14 protein-coding genes and 1 tRNA gene are annotated in these 22,108 nt (G+C 42.4%); 6 read left to right on the forward strand and 9 right to left on the reverse strand.

Annotation, left to right across the window (positions count from 1 at the left end):
- Position 1: 1 nt before the first annotated feature.
- Positions 2–457 (reverse strand): (2Fe-2S)-binding protein, encoded by a 456-nt coding sequence (locus ACH3Z1_RS13935; RefSeq protein ID WP_490822604.1) that lies wholly within the window; start codon positions 455–457, stop codon positions 2–4.
- 291 nt (positions 458–748) lie between these two features.
- On the opposite strand from ACH3Z1_RS13935, the gene ACH3Z1_RS13940 reads away from it, so the two are divergent.
- Positions 749–1,648, forward strand: a complete 900-nt coding sequence (locus ACH3Z1_RS13940; RefSeq protein ID WP_490822605.1) for a helix-turn-helix domain-containing protein — start codon at positions 749–751, stop codon at positions 1,646–1,648.
- A gap of 8 nt (positions 1,649–1,656) precedes the next feature.
- Complete coding sequence (locus tag ACH3Z1_RS13945) at positions 1,657–2,082, forward strand: putative quinol monooxygenase (RefSeq protein WP_490822606.1); 426 nt, start codon at positions 1,657–1,659, stop codon at positions 2,080–2,082.
- A 153-nt stretch (positions 2,083–2,235) separates the two neighbouring features.
- Here the strand turns inward: ACH3Z1_RS13945 and lpdA are convergent, their stop codons facing one another.
- The 5 genes from lpdA to ACH3Z1_RS13970 form a co-directional block, all read right to left on the reverse strand.
- Positions 2,236–3,642 (reverse strand): dihydrolipoyl dehydrogenase, encoded by a 1,407-nt coding sequence (gene lpdA, locus ACH3Z1_RS13950; RefSeq protein WP_490822607.1) that lies wholly within the window; start codon positions 3,640–3,642, stop codon positions 2,236–2,238.
- Between the two features lie 259 nt (positions 3,643–3,901).
- Positions 3,902–4,723: an SAM hydrolase/SAM-dependent halogenase family protein gene (locus tag ACH3Z1_RS13955; RefSeq protein ID WP_490822608.1), complete on the reverse strand. Its 822-nt coding sequence runs from the start codon at positions 4,721–4,723 to the stop codon at positions 3,902–3,904.
- A gap of 29 nt (positions 4,724–4,752) precedes the next feature.
- Positions 4,753–5,559: an SDR family oxidoreductase gene (locus ACH3Z1_RS13960; RefSeq protein WP_490822609.1), complete on the reverse strand. Its 807-nt coding sequence runs from the start codon at positions 5,557–5,559 to the stop codon at positions 4,753–4,755.
- Positions 5,560–5,654: 95 nt separating this feature from the next.
- Positions 5,655–5,727: transfer RNA gene (locus ACH3Z1_RS13965), tRNA-Lys, on the reverse strand.
- Between the two features lie 143 nt (positions 5,728–5,870).
- On the reverse strand, positions 5,871–7,325 hold the full coding sequence (locus ACH3Z1_RS13970) for a hypothetical protein (protein ID WP_490822610.1): 1,455 nt from the start codon (positions 7,323–7,325) through the stop codon (positions 5,871–5,873).
- 212 nt (positions 7,326–7,537) lie between these two features.
- Here ACH3Z1_RS13970 and ACH3Z1_RS13975 point away from each other — a divergent pair, with 212 nt between their 5' ends.
- Positions 7,538–10,807 carry a T9SS type B sorting domain-containing protein gene (locus ACH3Z1_RS13975; protein ID WP_490822611.1) on the forward strand — a complete coding sequence of 1,090 codons (3,270 nt, stop codon included), beginning with the start codon at positions 7,538–7,540 and terminating at the stop codon, positions 10,805–10,807.
- Positions 10,808–10,881: 74 nt separating this feature from the next.
- On the opposite strand, the gene ACH3Z1_RS13980 is transcribed toward ACH3Z1_RS13975, so the two are convergent.
- The 3 genes from ACH3Z1_RS13980 to ACH3Z1_RS13990 all read right to left on the reverse strand — a co-directional run bounded on the left by ACH3Z1_RS13980 (position 10,882) and on the right by ACH3Z1_RS13990 (position 19,523).
- Entirely contained in the window at positions 10,882–16,968 is a 6,087-nt protein-coding gene (locus ACH3Z1_RS13980; protein ID WP_490822612.1) for an Ig-like domain-containing protein, read from the reverse strand.
- 159 nt (positions 16,969–17,127) lie between these two features.
- Positions 17,128–17,880: a DUF2490 domain-containing protein gene (locus ACH3Z1_RS13985; protein WP_490822613.1), complete on the reverse strand. Its 753-nt coding sequence runs from the start codon at positions 17,878–17,880 to the stop codon at positions 17,128–17,130.
- A gap of 56 nt (positions 17,881–17,936) precedes the next feature.
- Entirely contained in the window at positions 17,937–19,523 is a 1,587-nt protein-coding gene (locus ACH3Z1_RS13990; protein ID WP_490822614.1) for a S41 family peptidase, read from the reverse strand.
- Between the two features lie 159 nt (positions 19,524–19,682).
- Here ACH3Z1_RS13990 and ACH3Z1_RS13995 point away from each other — a divergent pair, with 159 nt between their 5' ends.
- From ACH3Z1_RS13995 to ACH3Z1_RS14005, 3 genes are all read left to right on the forward strand, one after another.
- Positions 19,683–20,525, forward strand: coding sequence for an N-acetylglucosamine kinase (locus tag ACH3Z1_RS13995; RefSeq protein WP_490822615.1), 843 nt, complete (start codon positions 19,683–19,685; stop codon positions 20,523–20,525).
- 9 nt (positions 20,526–20,534) lie between these two features.
- The gene (gene murQ, locus ACH3Z1_RS14000) at positions 20,535–21,350 is read left to right on the forward strand and encodes an N-acetylmuramic acid 6-phosphate etherase (protein WP_490822616.1); all 816 of its coding nucleotides are present in this window, start codon (positions 20,535–20,537) and stop codon (positions 21,348–21,350) included.
- Between the two features lie 125 nt (positions 21,351–21,475).
- On the forward strand, positions 21,476–22,039 hold the full coding sequence (locus tag ACH3Z1_RS14005; protein ID WP_490822617.1) for a hypothetical protein: 564 nt from the start codon (positions 21,476–21,478) through the stop codon (positions 22,037–22,039).
- The last annotated feature ends 69 nt before the right edge of the window (positions 22,040–22,108 follow it).

Raw genomic sequence — 22,108 nt, forward strand, 5'->3', positions numbered from 1 at the left:
ATTAAGATTTGGCCGCCGTTTTAATAGCAGCTTTAATACGCAGGTAGGTAGCACATCTGCAGATATTACCATTCATAGCCGCATCAATTTCTGCGTCTGTGGGGTTTGGTTTACTCTTTAACAAAGCTGCTGCAGACATAATCTGTCCGGTCTGGCAATACCCACATTGAGGCACATCGTGTTCAAGCCATGCTTTTTGTAATGGATGATCCCCATTTTCAGAAAGACCCTCAATGGTGGTAATTTTTTTACTCGCCACTCCCGCTACCGGCAACTGGCATGATCGCACTGCTATGCCATCCAGATGAATGGTACAGGCGCCGCAGGATGCTACCCCACAGCCAAATTTGGTACCGGGGAGATCGAGGTGTTCACGCAATACCCATAAAACCGGGGTACGGGGATCCACATCTACTTCTTTTTCTTTTCCGTTTACATGTAGTTTAATGATTGCCATGTGTATATGATTTATTAAATCAAGTATGTTTTTTAGTACAGATTTAGGAAGGAGTAAGTTCCGACTTTTTTCTCAATCGGAATAATTGATTATAAACAAAAGGTCAGCATTTTTTTATATGTATGCCTTTTATGGGCATACCGTAAAACCACCTCTCTACAAAGGTCCTTTTTATCAAAAGCCATCTGTTATACATTTTACGGTTTCTCTTACCATAATTCCGGATAGTGTGGTAAGGAATCAGCAACAGCCTGCTAAAACTGTACATTTGATTGCATTAAATAACCAGTGATGGAAGATATCATCCGGCGTTTTGAAACCGTTGATCAATACAACGCATTCAACAACAATGAAACACTACACCCTCTTGTGAGTGTCGTCGACCTGTCGAAAGCGGATCCAAGAGCCGGATCGCGTATGTATTTTGGGTTTTATACCATTTTCCTGAAAGATGTTAAGTGTGGCGATCTTGTGTATGGAAGGCATACCTACGATTACCAGGAAGGTACGCTGGTATTTATTGGGCCCGGACAGGTTGCAGGCGTTAAAAGCAATGGTGAAATGTATCAGCCGAAAGGATATGCTTTGGTTTTTCATCCCGACCTGATTCATGGCACTTCTCTTGGAAAACATATACAGTATTATCATTTTTTTGGTTACCAGTCGAATGAAGCACTTCATTTATCTGACCGTGAAAGAAAAATCATACTCGATTGTTTCTCCAAAATTGAATATGAGCTGGAACGTGCCATAGATAAGCATAGCAAGAAACTAATCGTTTCAAACATTGAACTTTTTCTCCACTATTGCGAACGTTTTTATGACAGACAATTTATTACAAGAGAGAAACCCCATCAGGGGGTACTGCAAAAATTTGAGACCTTGCTGAAAGAATATTTTCAGACAGACAAGCCACAACAGTTCGGTTTACCTTCAGTCGCTTATTTCGCTGGCGAACTGCATTTATCAGCCAGTTATTTCGGGGATCTGATTAAAAAGGAAACAGGAAAAACAGCACAGGAATACATCCAGGAAAAAGTAATTGATCTTGCCAAAGAAAGAATATTCGACATCGACAAATCCATTGCTGAAGTGGCTTATCATTTAGGGTTTAAATATCCGCAGCATTTTACCCGTTTATTTAAACAGAAAACGGGGATATCACCCACGGAATACAGATCATTACAATAATAACTACCATGCAAAAAGATCAACTCCAATATCAGTTCCAGATAAAAAGATCGGCACTACGTATTGTATTATCAGCAGCTTTTATGTTATTCCTCTCCCATACTTTGTTTGCGCAAAAAAATGAACAGATGGTAAGACTGGCTAAGATTAAAGTTGATCCTGCACAATTAAATGAATACAATAAAGCGTTGCTTACACAAATGAAAGCAGCCATTGCGCTTGAGCCGGGTGTATTAACGTATTATGCTGTTGCAGATAAAAAGGATCCGGCAAATATTACCATCCTTGAAATTTATGCCGACACTACTGCCTACCATAAACATATCCTTACCCCTCATTTCAAAAAATACAAAGACAGCGTAAAAGACATGGTAAAATCGCTTGAACTGGTGGATGTAAACCTGATCGGCTCGGCTAAAAAGCCAGGTAACTGATCAAATCCGCTTCGGCCCTCCTTTTCCTTGCCCGGGATTTAAATCCCGGGCAAGGAAAAGGAGGGCCGATATTAAAAATGCCGGAACAAAGTCCGGCATTTTTTATATGTATTCATTCAAATCAGACATCTGCCATCAGACATCCGACATTTCCTAGATATCGATCGCTTCTCCATAAGCCGCTGCAGTAGCTTCTTTCAGCGCTTCGCTCATGGTGGGGTGTGGGTGAACGGCATTGAGGATTTCATGTGCTGTAGTTTCCAGTTTACGGGCTACTACTGCTTCGGCAATCATTTCAGTTACATTGTAACCGATCATGTGACAACCCAGGAACTCCCCGTATTTCGCATCGTAGATTACTTTTACAAAACCTTCGGTTGCTCCTACCGCAGTTGCTTTACCACTGGCAACAAATGGCAGTTTACCTACTTTGATTTCATAACCCGCTTCTTTTGCTGCTTTCTCTGTGTAACCCACACTTGAAATTTCAGGTGTACAATACGTACAACCCGGAATATTGTTATAATCGATGGCTTCCGGTAAATGATGGTGTTTCTTTTCCAGGTAAGCCATATGTTCGGCCGCATTAATACCTTCTTTTGACGCTACGTGTGCCAGTGCCTGTCCGGGAGAACAGTCTCCGATGGCATAAATACCCGGAACGGAGGTCTGCTGGTATTTATCTACCACAATCTTTCCTTTCTCGGTTTTGATACCATTTTCTTCCAGTCCAATGTTTTCAATATTCGCTACTACCCCAACAGCACTTAATACCACTTCTGCTTCCAGGGTAACGATTGATCCATCCTGTTTTTTTACCTGTGCTTTTACGCCGGTGCCACTTGTATCAAGCGATTCAACAGAAGCATTGGTCATAATTTCAATACCCTGTTTTTTGTAATTCTTTTCCAGTTCTTTTGAAATGTCTTCATCTTCTACCGGAACAATACGTGGCATGAATTCTACGATGGTTACTTTGGTACCCATGCTGTTGTACACATAAGCAAATTCAACACCTATGGCACCGCTACCTACGATGATCATGCTTTTGGGCTGCTCAGGTAATACCATGGCTTCACGGTAACCGATTACTTTTTTACCATCCTGTTTCAGGTTAGGCAATTCACGGCTGCGGCCACCAGTGGCGATGACAATGTATTTTGCTTCCAGTACCTGTTTGCTTCCGTCAGCAGCAGTTACTTCTACTTTTCCTTTTGACTGTACTTTACCATACCCCATGACTACATCGATCTTGTTCTTTTTCATGAGGAACTGAACACCTTTGTTCATTTTTTCAGCAGCTCCGCGGCTGAATTTGATGACACCACCAAAATCATGTGTTCCGCTGGCATTGATGCCATATTTGGCACTATGTTTTACATATTCATATACCTGGGCACTTTTTAATAAAGCCTTTGTGGGAATACAACCCCAGTTCAGACAAACACCACCCAGACTTTCTTTTTCAATGATTGCCACTTTAAAGCCAAGCTGTGAAGCACGAATAGCTGCCGGATAACCACCCGGACCACTGCCAATTACGATTAAGTCGTATGCCATAAAAAATATTGATGATTAGAAGAATACCGGCTTGCGCCGTTGCGGATGCGAAAATACTGAAAAATGTGAATGGTGAATGGTCAATTGTAAATAGGGAAATGGGGAGTGAGTACTCAGCAGTGAGTAGAGAATACCACCTAATAGCTAAGGGTTGAAAGAAAGCCGTTAGCAACTAGCCATTAGCTTTTAAAAATTAAACTGCAAATTTACGGGGGAACCAAATTGGCTAAAGGCTAATAGCTAATGGCTTATAGCTACTTCACCCCTCAAAAAATACCCTCACTGTCTGGTAAAACCAACTGGTATCTACAGATGGGGCTTTCTGGAGTTCTTCATTAAAACCCTGCAGACCAAAAAGACCGGCCATATTGCCATTCCGGAGGGCAATCTCAAGGTATCCGGCCGAGTTAAACCAGGCTAGTTTCTCTGTTTCAGGAACAGATGCATAACTCTTACTGATGGTTTCAATAACTTCATTTCGCTTGAATACAATTTTGAAACCCCTGTCCTTTCTGTGTTCATTAAATTCTGTTTCTGTTATATTAATCACCACATTTTCGAACTGATCAATAAACAATATCTGCCCTTCAATCCAATCCGGACCAACAGTGGGTCGGAGTGGATATTTTTCGTCGATGGCTTCAATGGGTTTGCCAACACTGCTTAGCTGACCTGTTTTGGACACGGTATTCACCGCTACAGCAATAGCAGATGTGATTTGCAGCAGATTATGAACATTACTTAAAGCAATGGTTACCATTTCTTTTGGCTTTTCGCCGGTAATCATGGTAAGTAATCCATTGTCGGCACAAACAATGTATTGCTGCTGGTATTTAGCCATCAGTAAATATTTGATGGGTGTTTCGTAAAGGTTAGCAATTACGATGTGAAAAGTACCGGAAGGATAATGTTTGAATGCATTGGCACAGATATAAGATGCCTGCGGAAAATTCGTTTGGGGGAGGTAATGCGTGATATCGCATATGTTGACAGTAGGGTCGAGTTGCAGGAACTGTCCCTTGATAGCGCCAACAAGAAAATCGCGCTGGCCTATATCAGTTGTCAACGTTACAATGGGCATGCCGCCTAATTAACGTAAGGATGGCGTTCTTATTTCACCAGCGATCCGTTTTTGAAGAAAAACTTCCGTACGAGTTTATCGGCCAGTGAGGGGAAGAAACGATTGAGTAACACGGTTTCTTTCCCTGTAAAAGTGAGGACGATGGTACGTTTTCTTTTTACGATGGCCTTTATAATGTGTTGCGCACATTCCTCAGCGCTCATCATTTTACCCTCATCCATGGGTGACTCTCCCTGCGATTGTCCGGCTTTGTTCAAAGCTGCATTTCTGATATTGGAACTGGTGAACCCGGGACATACCCACATAACATTCACGCCAGATTCGAGCAATTCGGTACGCAGGGCTTCAAGCCAGCCATGGACGGCAAATTTGGAAGCAGAATAACCACTTCTCCCGGGTAATCCGCGATAGCCTGCAATAGATGATACACCTACAATCGTTCCTTTATTTTTGATGATATACGGAAGTGCGAATTTGGTACAGCATACGGTTCCCCAGAAATTAATGTCCATCACTTTACGGATGGTATCAAGCTCTACATCCTCTACCAATGCCCGCATGGATACGCCGGCATTGTTGATCAGTATATCGATGGTACCAAATGATTTGATGACCTGGTCAATAAATTGTCTGCAATCCTGTTCTTTACTCACATCGGCTGTATGAATGAGTAAGGGCTGACCTGTATGTGTTGACTGTAACTGGTATAATTTGTCATAATTCCTTCCACAAGTGGCTACTTTGGCTCCCTGTTGTAAAAATGTTTCTACCAATGCTTTACCGATACCGTCGGACCCTCCGGTTACGACAACGACTTTGTTGAGGAATTGAGACATAGCATATTGATTAAGAAACAAAAATACAAGAATGAGGGTCGCTAGAAAAGAATGGCCATAAAAAAAGGCTACTGATTACAGTAACCTTTTTAGTGTGATCCCGCTGGGACTCGAACCCAGGACCCATACATTAAAAGTGTATTGCTCTACCAACTGAGCTACGGAATCTTCCCTTTAATTCAACAAGTTATATTACTTATTCCTTGTTTTGGGAGTGCAAAAATAGGTGAAATAAAAAACCAGCCAAATTTTTATGCCTCTTTTTTATACGATTTACTCACATTCAATTCATTACATCTGTCTGGAACTGCTCATTTCCACCTGAATACCACCGTTGAGCGCTCTCCTCCCCAATAATTCAGTTTTTTAAATTCAGCCAGTTTTTCAAGACGGGCATCGGTTTCGAGCGATTTTAATGATACATGTCCTTCCACCACAGCAAACCAGTCATCCCAAATAATAAAATCGCCTGGCTGAAATTCATTTTTAACAAATGCATCCAACAGCCTTTTTCTATTATGCCTGTTGAACCAGTCAATATCCAACACTTCACTGATATACACCGCTTCATAATAAAAATTATTGCGCTGATAGTCGGGGTAATTTTTTTGTACCCATCTACCCATCTCCTGTTGTGCATATTGGTCTGCTTTGGGTTGAAAATCCCGTTGCCAACGATAGGCAAAAATATGTCCGCTGAACGGATAAAGAAATATGATGGTTACCAGTACAGCAACCAAATACTGTTTTACACTTTCCTTTTCAATAAATGCTACTCCATATGATATACCCCGATAACAAATAATGGCCATCAATGGCATGATCGTGATCATTACCCTTAAAATCCCCCCGCTGTTAAAAATGCCCAGCGCCCAGAATGCACTATGTGCAAGAAAGAAAACAATACAGCTTCCATACAGTAGAAAAAGTTCAGGTTCCTCCTTCTTTTCCGACTGTTTCCGGAAATACCGGACAAGCAACACAAATCCATATAAAATACCCAATGATAAAAACAAAGTCAGGCAGGTACCCGTAATTTCGGGCAGGTTCTTTACAAAATGAAGCCATTCTCCACTGCCATAGGCACTCGACCAGGTAGCATAACTTAATTTATTAACCACCCAGAAAACACTATCGTGGTAAAAAGAGCCTGCAATACCATATATAAAATGACCCGATAAAAGCAATGGAAGGTATTTGTATTGCGACCTGATCAGCATATATAGAAATACTGTTCCCAGCATCAACAGACCTTCGGAGCGAACAAATGGAAGAAATGATAGCAGCATGCAGGCACTCATCCATTTTTCCCTGCACATCAGATAAAGTCCAAACACGAGCATACAAGCACTCATCGGCTCTGTTAACCCACTCAGACTTAAATGATTAAACATGGGCATAGAAATAAGTAGTACAGCCGGTATCCAGGGGCGTTTCATCTGCAAACAGTCTGACAGCTTGTAAGTATACCAGACAGTTCCCGCATTCAGCAATATATTCATCAACTTTACTCCTATCAAGCCGAATTGTGCGAAAGGGAAGGCAATGAGTACATATACAGGTTTAGCCCAATGATCAAAAAAATGCTGTTTGTATTGCCATGCCTGTTTGGCAAATAAATAATGCTGGATACTATCACCTTCATCGCCTGTGCCTTTCGCAATAAAAGCAATGGCGATCATTATAATAACATACAGCAGTATGCAGGCTTTCACCTGTCGGCCGGTTATTTCAATAGCATAATGATCAAATAATCTGTTTTTCAAAAGCAATTATTTCCAGGTGAACCTTATTCTAATATACAAACAATAAAATAGTTGTAATGCCCTTTGGCAAATGACGAAAATAATATCCCCCAAGCCACAGTTTCTCATCATCCCGTATCTTAGTTTTAAATCATATCTAATCTAACGGAATTTTAATGAAGTACCACCGGTTAATACGTATCCTTTTTGTATGTATTTCTATTTGTTGCTCCATGCATTTATATGCACAACAAACTATTCCTGTTAAGCCCAATCAACCTTTTAATCCGGGCAACCCACCTTCACCCATTCTCTGCAGTTTCGATCAACTGATGTCTGTACAGCGATCCTCCAGTACTTTCCGGGTGCAGGAAATGAAGATGAATTACGATATCCAAATCAAGAAATCAAATACCATAGACACCACCATTATCCTCCCGGTTGTATTTCATATCATTAACCAAAATCCCAACAGCATTAGTAATGCCACTATTATAAATGCCATCAACGATCTGAATAATGCTTTTGGCAAAGCTGGTGCTTATGCGGGCAGCTTGGGTGTTGACACCAAAATACGTTTCTGTCTGGCACAAAAAGCACCAGATGGAGGTATTACAAACGGCATCAACCGAGTTACTTCTACTTATGGCGACAACTTGAATATGTACACAGAAGACGATCGTTTAAAACGACTGGCACAGTGGGATCCTAAACGATATATCAATGTATGGCTGGTGAATAATATTATTGGTGAGATAAGCGCAGATTTTTCCTGTAATACATGGACACGCTTAAATGCAGGTGGCTATGCTACACTACCTCCCGGTGGTGGACCGTCAGACGGTATTGTGATTTCAGGTTTCGGTACTTTGTTTGCACATGAAATGGGGCATTACCTGGGCCTGTATCATACATTTGAAGGGTATTGCACCAATAATAATTGTGAAACCGATGGCGACAGGGTCTGCGATACACCACCGGATGCTTTCCCCAGTTATACCCAGGCCTGCATCAATCCGATGGGTATGAATTCCTGCACAACAGATACACTTTCCAATTATTCGAATGGATTCTTTCCAAGAGATACTGCAGATTTTTCCCTCAATTTTATGGATTATGGAAATGGCGCATGTGCCAATCAGTTTACTTTCGGTCAGGCACTTCGAATGCGGGCGGCCATCAACACACAGAGAACAGGTTTACTCGAAAACAAATGCAGTCAACCCTGCACCGATAATATACTCGCCGGTTTTAGCCGGAACATTTCCGTACCGAAAGCCGGAGACATTGTTAATTTTACCAATACCTCCTCAGGCACTACTACCTATCAATGGTTTGTGAACGACTCACTGGTGGCTACAAGTACTGATCTTAGTTACACGTTCAGTAACCAGGGGAAATTTATTGTAACATTACGAGCTAGTAATGGAGGTACCTGCTTTAGTTCTTACCGCGATGAAGTAATTGTTGGATGTGGCGTCATTGCCCGTTTTTACCCCGATAAAAAAACAATTGCATCAAAAGCCAATGTATTACTCGACAGTGTTTTGTTTACCAACCAGTCTTTAAATGCTACCAGTTACAGGTGGCTCATGCGGAATGATATCAATACAGTGGAACAGGATGTATCCACCAATACCAATCTTCACTATGTATTTCAGGAACCGGTACAACATTATACCAGGCTTATTGCTACCAACGGGAGCTGCTCCGATACCAGCAATATTTTTAGTGTAACTGTTTTTGATCCAACATCTGAAGCCTATTTGTATGTGGCGAGGGCTAACTGTTTCCAGGAGACCAAAGTACGATTGGAGCTGATTGTTTGTAACAGTGGCTATAAACCTATTCCACCCAAAACACCCGTAAGTTTTTACGACAGAAATCCAACATTACCCGGTGCTAAAAAAATTGATACCACATTTATCTTACCCGATGGAATACAAGGGCGTTGTTGCGGTGTATACTATACGCACATCATTGATATCGGCTATCGCAAGATTGATAGTCTTTATGCAGTAGTAGGCGATACAGGAACAGCATTACCCATAAGTTTGCCCAATACCATTTTAAAAGAATTAAACTATACAAACAATGTGTTGCTGGTAAATAATATACGTTTCAGGGCTGTAGTTTCACCATCTGATACTACATTGGAACCTGGAGATACTTTACGCATTAATGGCGGTACATTCCCCGACCCAAGCATTACATCTACTTATACATGGAGTGATGCCAAACAACTAAGCTGTACTACCTGCCCCTCTCCTCTTTTTATCGCTGATTCTACCAGAACCAAAAGGCTGGCTGTAAGAAGCCAGTTTCAGTGTTTTGATACAACATTTGTAAATATTAAAGTGCCACCGGTAAATGATTATACCATTATCGTCAATAATGCAAACTGCTTGTCGAAAGACAGCCTGTCAGTAAATTTTACGATTAACAACAGTTACAAAAAGGGTGTACTCCCCAAAAACCTGCAGGTCACTTTTTACAAGGGAAACCCTGTTACTGATACAGCTGTTATACTTGGGCCTGTTTTTATGCTTTCTGACACCATCTTTTCACAATCGCAAACATTTACACTTGCCATCAAACATATTGGCACAGGTATTATTTATGCTTCTGTGAACGACAATGGAAATAATATCAAAATACTTCCGTCTAACAGGTCTTTCTCGGAAAAAGATTCATCCAATAATATCAGCACTTATCAATATCAGCCTCCTGCTACGATCATCAATATGACCATTTGTGGCAATGATAATTATATGGGATATGCTACTTCAGGAACTTATACAGATGTATTTACCGGGGCCAATAGTTGTGATAGTGTTCGCATATTGAACCTAACAGTGAACCCGGTAAAATTCATGAGCAGGAATCTGGCCATCTGTCGGGGTGATTCCATCATGCTTGAAGGCGCATGGCGCAGCACAAGAGGTATTTACACCGATTCTTTAAAAACCTACCTGGGTTGCGATTCGGTTGTTGTTACCCATCTTTTCCTGATTGATACACCTTACCAGTTCCTGCCCAATGACACTGTCATTTGCAGTACCGGTGCACTCATCATTGATCTTCCTCATTATACCAGTTATCGGTGGAGCGATGGCAGTACACAAAACCCGCACAGTCTTTCCCAGCAGGGCACCCATACCCTGGAAGTACGCGACAGGAATGGTTGTTATGGAACCGACCAGATTACTATCTCAACTACATTTTGTGTTGAGATCATGATACCCAATGCATTTACACCCAATGGCGATGGTAAAAATGATGTATTTACACCACTGGTACCTGTACCATTACCGGGTTATCGTATGCAAATATGGAACCGGTGGGGCATGCTGGTTTTTGAAACACCTATATCTACCAAAGGGTGGGACGGTTCTTTTGCTGGCAAGCCACAGCCTGCAGGAACCTATGTTTACAAGATCACCTACAAAACGCCAACCGGCCAGGAAAAACAACAGGCAGGCACTTTGGTAATGATCAGGTAGCAGGAACAGAAGAATATTGAATATCCAATATCCAATTTCGAAGTTCGATATTCGATATTTCCTGCCTTCCTTTTTTATTTCAAAATAGTAACTGGTCCGGAGAATACCCCTGGAATCAGTTTGGGTATGATGATATAATAATAAGTAGCTAGTGGCAACGGTTTACCATCGTACCTGCCATCCCATGGTGTTTTATATCCACTGGTGAAAAATACACGTTTACCGGTTCTGTCAAATACGCTTACTTCAGCATCCGGATATTTATCCAGTTCCGGTATTACCCATCTGTCATGTATTCCATCTCCATTCGGAGAAAACACATTGGGAATCGGGAATGGTTTTAGTACCGTAATAAATATTTCATCTGTGGCCACACAACCATTGCTACTCTCCACACGCAATGTAATTGACTGGTCGGCATTACCACGAAATACCGGATTACGCAGTAAAGGATTATTCAGGAAATTGGCAGGTGTCCATTGAAAAGACTGAATTGTTCCCGTAATGGTGGGGTTTAAGGTTAGAGGCATATTTTCAAACACCAATGCATCCTTTCCTGCATTTACAATCGGAACCGGTGCCAGATTCACCACCAGCTCATCTGTTACAGCTAAACAGGAACCGTTACCCGTACTGGTGGCCATAATCCTGAAACTATTGGATGACTGATCTCTGTTTGAAAGCACGTAATTTGTACTTATTGCATTTGCCGACTGAAACAACCCTGAACCCGTTGTGGACCATTGGATACCACTGGCATTCCTGAATTGAGCATTGATGGTAAGCAGTGAATCGTTGGCACAGATCACCTGGTTATTGCCCACATCCACTACCGGCGCATCTGTTATTTGTACAAGTATGGAAGCAACTACTGCCCTGCATGCTCCATTGTTGGTTGAAGTGAGGGTAAGCTGTACCGAACCCGCAGCCGTATCCTGACTGCCAGGCAAATAAGTATTGTTCAGACTGATCGTTCTTGTCCCAAAACGACCAGAACCATTGGTTGACCATACACCGGTTGTTGTACCCCCACTTACCATACCTGTCAGGTTCACCTGTGCATTATTTGCACAAACAACCTGGTTTGTGCCTGCATTTACCTGAGCAGGTTGGTCAACTGCTACCTGTACATAAGCAGTATCACTCACACAACCGTTCACCGTTACAGCCATACCATACCTGCCTGTATCGGCCCTGCTCACTGCATTGATCAACGGGTTTTGCTGGGAAGAAACAAATCCATTTACACCCATCCAGCGATAGGTTGCTCCGTTTACATTATTGGATGTAAATCTCAACTGGTCATTCACACAGACCGGACTATTACTTCCTATGGAAGGTGCTGCGGGTTCCGGCAGCACGGCTATATTGACCGAACTGTTATTACTTACACATCCATCAACTGTAACATTTGCAGTATAGATACCTGATTGGTTCAACTTGACCGAATCAAAAAACGGATTCTGTGTATTGCTGGCAAAACCTAAAGGCCCCGTCCAACTATAAGTAGCACCTGCTACCGCATTCAACCTAAGCAGTAAAGAACCATTCTCACAAACCGGAGAAACCGTGTTGATGACAGGTGCCGATGGTGTTGGTTTAAGCACGGTGTTGATTGTATTAGCAGTACCCGGACATCCTGCAACTGCTACTGCCACCTGATAAACACCTGCAGTAAGGTTATTCATAGATGCAAAAGCAATACTCCTTGTATTTGCCGTAAACCCATTGGGGCCCGACCAGCTATATACACCTGCAGTTACACTATCGGCGGTTAATTGCAATGGCCTTCCCTGACAAACTGCACCACTGCTGTTAATATTTACAGAACCGGGTAACGGATTTACGATGGCTGTAACAGTACTTGAAGGCCCTGTACAACCATTCACCCGAATCGATGCAGTATATACCCCCGACTGCGTCAACGATGCATTGGGTATGGAAGGATTCTGGACTGATGATACGAATCCATTCGGTCCTGTCCAGTTATAACTTGCACCTGTTACGGTTGCCGCATTTAACTGTAAAGTATTCCCCACACAAACGGCTCCACCACTACTCAGCACTGGTGCTGCCGGCAATGGATTGACTACCACATTCACATTATTGTTTACACTTCGGCAACCATCCACTACAATATTGACAGCATAATTTCCCGCCATGGCTGTTGTGACAGATGTTATGGCCGGACTTTGTGTATTACTGGTAAAACCCAGGGGACCCGACCAGTTATAAGTAGCACCCGATACCAGTGCTGCGTTCAGAATTAATGTGCCGTTTTCGCAAACAGGTGTTACAGGATCTATATTCGGTGCACTGGGTGTAGGTTTTAATGACGCATCTACAGAATTGGCCAGACTCGGACAACCCGCTACAGAAACAACCACCTGGTAAGTACCCGTATTTGCATTAGTGAGAGAAGGAATGATAAATTCCCGGTCAGTAGATACAAAGCCATTGGGCCCTGTCCAATAATAGGTAGCTGCCGGAACGGCATCTGCCGTAATCCTTAATTGTTCCGTTATACAAACCGGACCTGTACTGCTTACCGCGACTGTTTGCGGCAAGGGGTTTACTATCACCGCCGTTGCAGCACTTGGTCCTGTACAACCATCAACAGAAACAGCCAGCGAATAATTGCCGGCATGCACAAAATCTGCATTATTAATCACCGGCTGTTGTGATGAACTGGAAAAACCATTGGGTCCCGTCCATTGATAACTGGCACCTAAAACAATCGGTGTGCTCAATTGAATATTTTCTCCCACACAAACAGGTGATGAGTTAGATACAACAGGTGCTGCAGGTGTTGACTTAATAGCTTGTGAAACGGTTCCGCCTGCACTCACGCAACCATCTACCGTTATACTTACCGTGTAAGTGCCGCCTTTTGCTGAGCTGGCATTGAGGATCTGCGGTTCACGTAAAGCAGAACTAAATCCGGGGCCCGACCAGTTATAAGATGCGTTTGATACAAATGGAGTAGATAACTGTATGGTGGCTCCTTCACATACCGGTCCGGCTGTTGATGCTGTGGGTGTGGCAGGAATGGGCTTTACCGTAACGGTATAATTAAAGGGTGCACCTGTACAACCATTGGCTGTGGGTACAATCTGGTATACTACATCTACCGGACTGGTAACAATACTTTGCAAGGTTTCTGTGATGGATGTACCAGCTTGTCCCGATACAACCGCATTGGTAATATTGGTAACTGCGGCCCTGCTCCAAACAAAACTGCTACCGGAGATGGTAGAGCTGAAACTATAATTCTGCGCAACACCTGAGCACACAGATCCTGTGGCAGGACTGTTGACAGATGGAAGAGGGTTTACTGTTACTACGACAGCCGCACGCGGACCAGTACAATTATCAACAGAAGTAGCAGCTACATAATAGGTTGCCGATGATGATAAATTCCCTGTAGTATAAGTGGGACCCGTTTGCAATGAACTTCCCCCAGCTGAAGCTGCATACCAATTGTAGGTTCCACCAGGTGCAGATGCAATTAATGTGGCGGTATTTCCAGCACAAACCGTAACCGCATTTACAGTTGGTGCAACAGGCGCAGGATTGATGTTGACAACCATGATATCTGTTGCAACAGCACAAGGTGCTACCGGGTTATTTGAAGTTAACTGTAAGGTCACTGAAGACTGACCTGCTGTTGGCGTAAAACTGGTAGATAACTGGCTTGCATTTGCAAATGTTCCTGTTCCGCTTATGATTGACCATGAACCGTTTGTAGCTGAGCCTCCTACAGAACCGTTAATTGTCAACGGTTGTCCATCGCAGGTGGCTAGGTTAACACCTGCGCTGGCTGTGGTGTTTTGTTTGATTTCAACTACAGTGGTTTTTGTATTACCCGCACATCCACCTGTAGCATCGATTTCATTAGTCACTGTATATGTACCCGGCAAACTTGTGGCTAAATCAATTTCACCTGAATTACTGTTCTTGAAAATCAGTCCAGCGCTAGAACTAAACGTACCGCCACTTGATAATGGAGTAAAAACAGGCAAAGGATTCGATTGAAAAACACAAAATGGTCCGTTATAAGAAAATGTAGCATCAGCATTTCCTGTAATAATTCGAATGTTTACACTACTGGAATAAATACAGGAACCTCCAGTCGTAAATGTGATGGTATATAATCCCTCCGCACTTGCAGCCACATCTATTTCACCAGTTGATACATCAACAAAAGACAAACCAGCAGGCGATGAAGTAAATGTACCTGTATTTCCACCTGGTCTTGATGGAATTGGATTAATTCCACCCGAAGTACAATAAGTACCTGCTGAATATACAAAGGCCGGATTTTGAATTGCAGTTACATTTACGGTCGCTGTTGTTCTTGTACTTGTACATCCGGCAGCAGAAGTAGCAGCAACAAAATAACTGGTTGTTGCATTTAATACCGGAGTCGTATATGAGGAACCAGTTGTTAAAAGGTCTCCGCCACTCGCTGCATTATACCATCGATAAGTATCACCTGTTGAACTCACAGATAATGAAGCAGTGTTACCCCCGCAAATACTGGCACCGCTTACAACAGGCGCTGCAGGTGTAGGATTTACTGTTACCGTAACCGCAGTTCTACCTGCACTTGTGCAACCATTCACGGTCGTTTCTACATAATAGGTGGTGGTAGATGTCAATGGGCCGGTATTGTACGCAATACCAGAGCCAATACTTGTACCCAGTGTAGGTGCGTTCCACCAAACATATGTACCTCCGGGTGCTGTAGCAGTAAGCGTGGTACTATTTCCACTACAGATAGATGCCCCTGCTATAGTTGGATTAGCCGGTATTGGATTAACGGTAACTGTTACCGCTGTTCTGGGCCCTGCACAGGTTCCATTCATGGCCTGCACATAATAGGTTGTATTGGCATTTAATGCCGGACTGACAAAATTGGCTGACGGAGAAAGCAATGTGCCGCCTGAGGGTGCAGTATACCATTGATAAGACCCTGATGAACCTGATGCCGTTAATGAGGCAGTTCCACCTGCACAGATACTTACACCGGAAGCTGTTGGCGCAACCGGTATTGAATTTACTGTAACTGTTACCGCCGTTCGCGTGCTGGTACAACCATTAACTGTTGTTTGTACATAATAAGTGGCATTACTTATCAATGCGCCCGTTGTATAATTATTTCCTGTGGCAATGGCTGTTCCGCCTGAAGCTACCGTAAACCATTCGTGCGTACCTGTTGGCGACGACACCGTTATTGTTGCGGGTGAACCGGAACAAACAGTTACTGGCGGTACTGTAGGTGCCGAAGGTGTAGCAGCAGCAATAACAGTAACATTTGCCGTTTCATTTGGACAACCAACCGTATTATCTGAAACACTCACTGAATAATTCCCAATGGCAGACACATTAATATTAGTAGCCGAAGAACCCGTGTTCCATGCATACACATAAGGTGGATTACCACCACTTACCGTTGCATTCAATGTAACACTGGCACCGTTACACAAAGCAGGTGTGGCAGGATTAATGTTCACAGTCATCGGTGAAACAGTATACACCCTAACTGTGTCTCTTTTGGTACCTGCACAGGCACCTGTACCGCTTACTTCATAATCAATATATGAAGGAGCACCTACTGTTGGGGTTACTGTAACAGTTGTAGCTCCTGTTGTTGCACTCAGATAATTATTATAAGTGCCTTCGCCATTAGGGAAAACCGATTTCCATTGAACAGAGCCGGCTGTTACTCCACTAACACTCATTGTCCCGGAACAATTCTGCCTTAATATTAGATCACCTGAAGCTTTTATAATGCTGGAAGCGGTAACGGTATATAACTCTGTATTGTTTCCTGGTTTACAAAAGGTAATACATATGGTTGTTCCACCTGTAATACAAGCTGGTGTATTAATAGAATAGGTCTGACCGCAATTAACAGAGTAAAAACTGGCACTTGTAACCTGATCGGTTGTGAAATTTACCAAATCCGACCCTGCATTTAACTTGATAATGAATTTTACACAAGTATTACCTGCATTCCCATCAACACATCCCTTTTCGGTTCTTTTAGAGGAGACAGACCATGAAGTATCTTTTGAAGCAGAAAAATCAACTACATAAGTTGCTGCCGTTATTTCAGTGCACTGTCCTTTTACATCAACAGTAGATAAAATCAGCATAATAAAAACACAAACAGCCAAAGCTTTTCTAAAAAAGCTTCTCTGAATGTTGACTTTACATATGCAGCCTACTTTTTTATGGGTATTGGACATGAGTGAATTCAATACCCGAAAATACGGAAATTCAAGCTGAACAGATGTTTTGGCTTATTTTGAGGCTTATTTACCCTTTCGCAAATCAAGGTTTTGCAGATAAGCCACCCTGAGGGCATTGATATTCCGGTACTGGTTGCCCGCCGCCGTCTGGATAAAGGTATTCAGGTAGCCAAACTGCAGGTTATTATTGGCATCAAAAGCATAATTCAGCCCCAGGAAAAAACGGTTCTGGTCGAAATAATTATTCACAATCTGTTTCCCGAAGTTGATATGTATTTCATCATTGATCAATGCCGACAGTTTTTTAGGCACCAGCCCCGCCGGATGCAGCGGAATCTGGTACAAAATATTATACCGCATTCTAAAATTAAAAGAATAACTATCGGCAAGTGCTGTATTACTCAGGTAACGTTTTCTGTACCTTTCCTCCAAACGTATATATTGTATCAGCCTGGTTCTTTTATTCTTTGTAAACCACTGCACCTGCTGCCATGGGCGGTGTTCAGGTTGTGAAACCGTAATATTGTCGTTCGCCGGATAATTATTGATAAACCCATAACCCAGCGTTAGCCTTACATTATCGTCCACAAAATACGTAAGCCCCACCCTTGCAATACCTGTTGAAAGATCGCTTACAAGGTCTTCCCTGGTACGTAATTGAAAATCGCCCCAAAGCCCCCATTTATTGGTTAACCTGGTCTGGTTAAAATAAGCCAGCCATGTCTGCGAAGCATGCGATGTATTTTTAGGCTGCGCATACATAGATCTACTACTCAACAACAAAACCATCCATACCAATACATATTTCAACTTCATGACGGGATCTTTATCAATAATAAAACAATGTTATCTGGGTTTTTTTGCAGGCGGCTTTACTTCAGCATTTCCAAAGCCTTCAATACCGTTTTATCGGTTTTATTCTGCACTTCATAATAACCGGCTGTACGCCAGAGCTGACGCGCCATCATGAGTTGTACATGATGCAATAAATAATTTTTATCTTTTAAAGATGCCCCCGCTAAACGGATGCTGTCTTTTGTGGCAAAAGCAACCAGTTGCTGCCACTCAACTTCACCAGGTATAAAGCCTTTATACAATGCATCAGGTGTTTTAAAGCTGCTGAATTTTTGTTGCTCCCGGAGATATAAACGATACACAAAATTGTTCATGGTATTCTTATAATACATGGCTGTTAAGGCAGTATCAAGTTTCGTGGTATCATATGCCACAAACACATCAGGCGTAATACCCCCGCCGCCAAATACGGTTCTTCCACCCGGCGTTTTATACGATTTTCCTGCAGGCTTAACGGTGTCAGCTTTTACGAGTTCTCCATTGTGCCAGCGACTCACCAATTCTTCCTCATACTTAGCTTTACCGTTGCTATAAGGTTTTTGAATATTTCTGCCCAATGGCGTAAAATACCTCGCAATAGTGAGTCTTACAGCACTCCCATCAGATAACTGAAACTGCTGCTGAACCAAGCCTTTACCAAAAGAACGTCTGCCAATAATAGTGGCCCTGTCCCAGTCCTGTAAGGCGCCGCTCAATACTTCACTTGCAGAAGCTGATGTTTCATCAACCAATACAACCAGTTTTCCTTTTTCGAATAAGCCATCACGTTTACAACGGTATTCCATTTTCGGAACATGCTCTCCTTCGGTGTATACAATCAGTTTATCTCCATCTAAGAATTCATCCGCTATATCGGTAGCTTCTTTCAAAAGTCCGCCACCATTGCCACGTAAATCAAGGATCAGTTCCTTCATACCCTGTGCCTGCAGTTTTTCCAACTGCTGCATAAATTCTTCATAAGTAGGCTCTCCAAAACGATTGATACGGATAAATCCTTTACCCGGTTCTATCATGTAAGAAACGTCAACCGTAGGAACAGGGATGGTTCCGCGCTGAATCGTTATTTTTTTCTCTGCATTTCCGCGCAGCAGTGTTACCTGTACTTTTGAATCGGCTGGTCCACGCAAAACCGATCTTACCCTATCCGGTTTTATTTTTACACCGGCAATCATAATGCTGTCGTCTACTTTTATAAACCTGTCACCTACCTGTATGCCTGCTTTTTCAGAAGGTCCGCCCTTCATTACCGTAATCACATGTACTGTATCGCTGAATAACTGGAACTCCACACCAATACCCTGGAAATTACCCATCAGTTCTTCATTCACTTCTTCCAGATCTTTTGCGGGGATATAGACTGAATGCGGATCTAACTTCGATAACAATTCATCCGCCACTGCCTGTGTTATGCTGTCTGTTTTTACAGGATCAACATACTTGGTCCTGATCAGTTCAACCAGCTCCTGTAAGGCACTTCTGTTATTCAGGCTGAGAAAACGGCCGCCCTGCGATTTATCTCTCAACTGGTAGCCGATCAGCATACCCAAAACCATCACCAAAGCAAAAAGAATAGGTAACCATACCTTTAACTTGTTATTTCCCATGTTGCAAATATCTGTATTTCGTAATGAAGTTCTTTTTTTGTTAAGGATGAGTGGCTAACAGGCATTAGTAATACAATGATTCGATAAAATGGGTTGATTTCTCATTAAAATTTTCGTACTTCGTGACTTCTTGTATTTTTTCGGTTTCAAAAAGATTTTATGCCTGTAAGATTAATCGCTGATAGTGGTGCCACGAAATGTGAATGGTGTGTGCTCGACAACGGCAAAAAAGCCAAAACCATTATCACACAGGGTATTAGCCCCTATTTTCTTACTGGCCCTCAAATTACAGAGCTCCTGGAAAAGGAGTTGATGCCCAAACTCAAAAAGTTCCAGGTAAAAGAAGTTTTTTTTTACGGAACAGGGCTGGCTAACCCTAAAAATGTTACCATCGTAAAATCAGTTCTCAAAAAATTATTCCCTGCAGCTAAAACCGAAGTACAGAACGATCTTTTGGCCGCAGCGCGTGCACTTTGTGGAAAAACCAAAGGTGTTGCCTGCATATTAGGCACCGGTGCTAATTCCTGTTTTTACAATGGCAGGAAAATGGTAAAAAACAGCCCGGGACTCGGTTACATCCTCGGTGATGAAGGCAGCGGAGCTTATCTTGGAAAAAAAGTCATCCAATACTATCTCTACAATACTTACGATGAAGAGTTAAGGGCTCGTTTTGAAAAAAGATTCCTCGTAACGCCGATGGAAATACTGGAAAACGTATACAAAAAACCACTGGCCAACCGATACCTGGCATCCTATGCCATTTTTCTTGCAGAAAACAGGGGCCATTACATGATTGAGAATATTATTGAAGACGGATTGAATGATTTCTTTTTTACGCATCTCTACAAATACAGAGAAAGCTGGACACATCCCATTCATTTTGTGGGCAGCATTGCATTTGGTTTCAAAGATGTATTAAAAGACCTTTGCAACACGTATGAACTGGAACTGGGTCGGGTACTGAAAGCACCCATGCAGGGACTTATTGAATATCACCGCTAAAAAAGCATTATGGCTGAGTTTATTAAAGTAACGGAACAAACTTCAACGTACAGGCACCTTGAGAAAATGTCTATACAGGAGCTGCTGGTTAATATCAATAACGAAGATAAAATGGTACCCAATGCGGTGGAAAAAGCCATTCCGCAGATTGAAAAACTGGTAGCCGCCATCGCCGATAAAATGCTGGCCGGCGGCCGTTTGTTTTATATTGGTGCAGGAACCAGTGGCAGACTCGGTATTGTGGATGCAAGTGAATGTCCGCCAAGTTTCGGTGTTCCGTACGGATTGGTAATTGGACTTATTGCAGGTGGCGACAAAGCCATTACACAGGCGGTTGAATTTGCGGAAGACAGTATGGAACAGGGATGGGCTGATTTACAAAGACATTTTGTGAGTGATAAAGATGTGGTAGTGGGTCTGGCAGCAAGTGGTACCACACCTTATGTCATCAGCGCACTAAAAGAATGCCGCAAACAGGGCATCATTACCGGAAGCATCAGTTGCAATCCCAATACACCTGTTTCAAGAGAAGCCGACTTCCCCGTTGAAGTGGTGGTAGGTCCTGAATTTGTAACAGGCAGCACACGTATGAAAAGTGGCACCGCACAGAAACTGGTATTGAACATGATTTCTACTTCTGTGATGATACAGTTAGGGCGTGTGGAAGACAACAAAATGGTAAACATGCAACTGAGCAACGTAAAACTGGTTGACAGAGGCGTGAAGATGGTGATGGATAAACTGAAGATAACAGAATACGAAGTAGCCAAAGACCTGTTGCTGAAACATGGCAGCGTAAAAAAAGCCGTTGAAGCCGCAGGCTGAGAAAACAGAAGAATAAGGAATAAGAAATAAGGAATCGGGAAGGGGTTTTTATAACTTGTATTTTCCCTGTTTTCACTACTTTCTTATTCCTTATTTCTTATTCCTTATTTCTTATTTGCTCCGTGATGCACGACATAGAACCTTTTTATAACTGGCGGCATATTTATATTTCGGAAGAAGACCAGCGCTCACCTTTTTTCGGACGCTCCTACAGTGAGTTTGAATTTTCACAAACGGTTTACAATTATTACATACATCCGCAGTGGGATGATTTTGGCAGCCGTACGCTGTACCTGAAAGTAATTTATGTTGACTATGAGCTACATTTTACAGTGATCGAACTCATTGGCGAATGGAATGATGCCATTGAAAACGATATCATGGAACTGAAGCGTGAAGTGATGGATCTTTTTTATAAACAGGGCATTACAAAATATATACTCATCGCTGAAAATGTAATGAACTTCCACAGCAGCGATAAAGAATATTACCAGGAATGGTATGAAGAACTCAGCGAAGAGAACGGATGGGCTGTGGCATTGAATATGAGCGATGCAGCCCAGTACGATTTCAAAAAGAAAAAACTCAATTATTATATTGAATTAATGGATCTTCCCGAATGGCGTACTTATAAGCCCTATCATCTCTTTAAGAAAATCGATGACTTGTTAATGAAGCGTCTTGATTGATCAAAGCGAGTGAATGGAACACGGATTTATCATGATTGTTATGATCAATCATGACGAATCATAACAATC

Source organism: Sediminibacterium sp. FW305-C-49 (assembly GCF_058231085.1).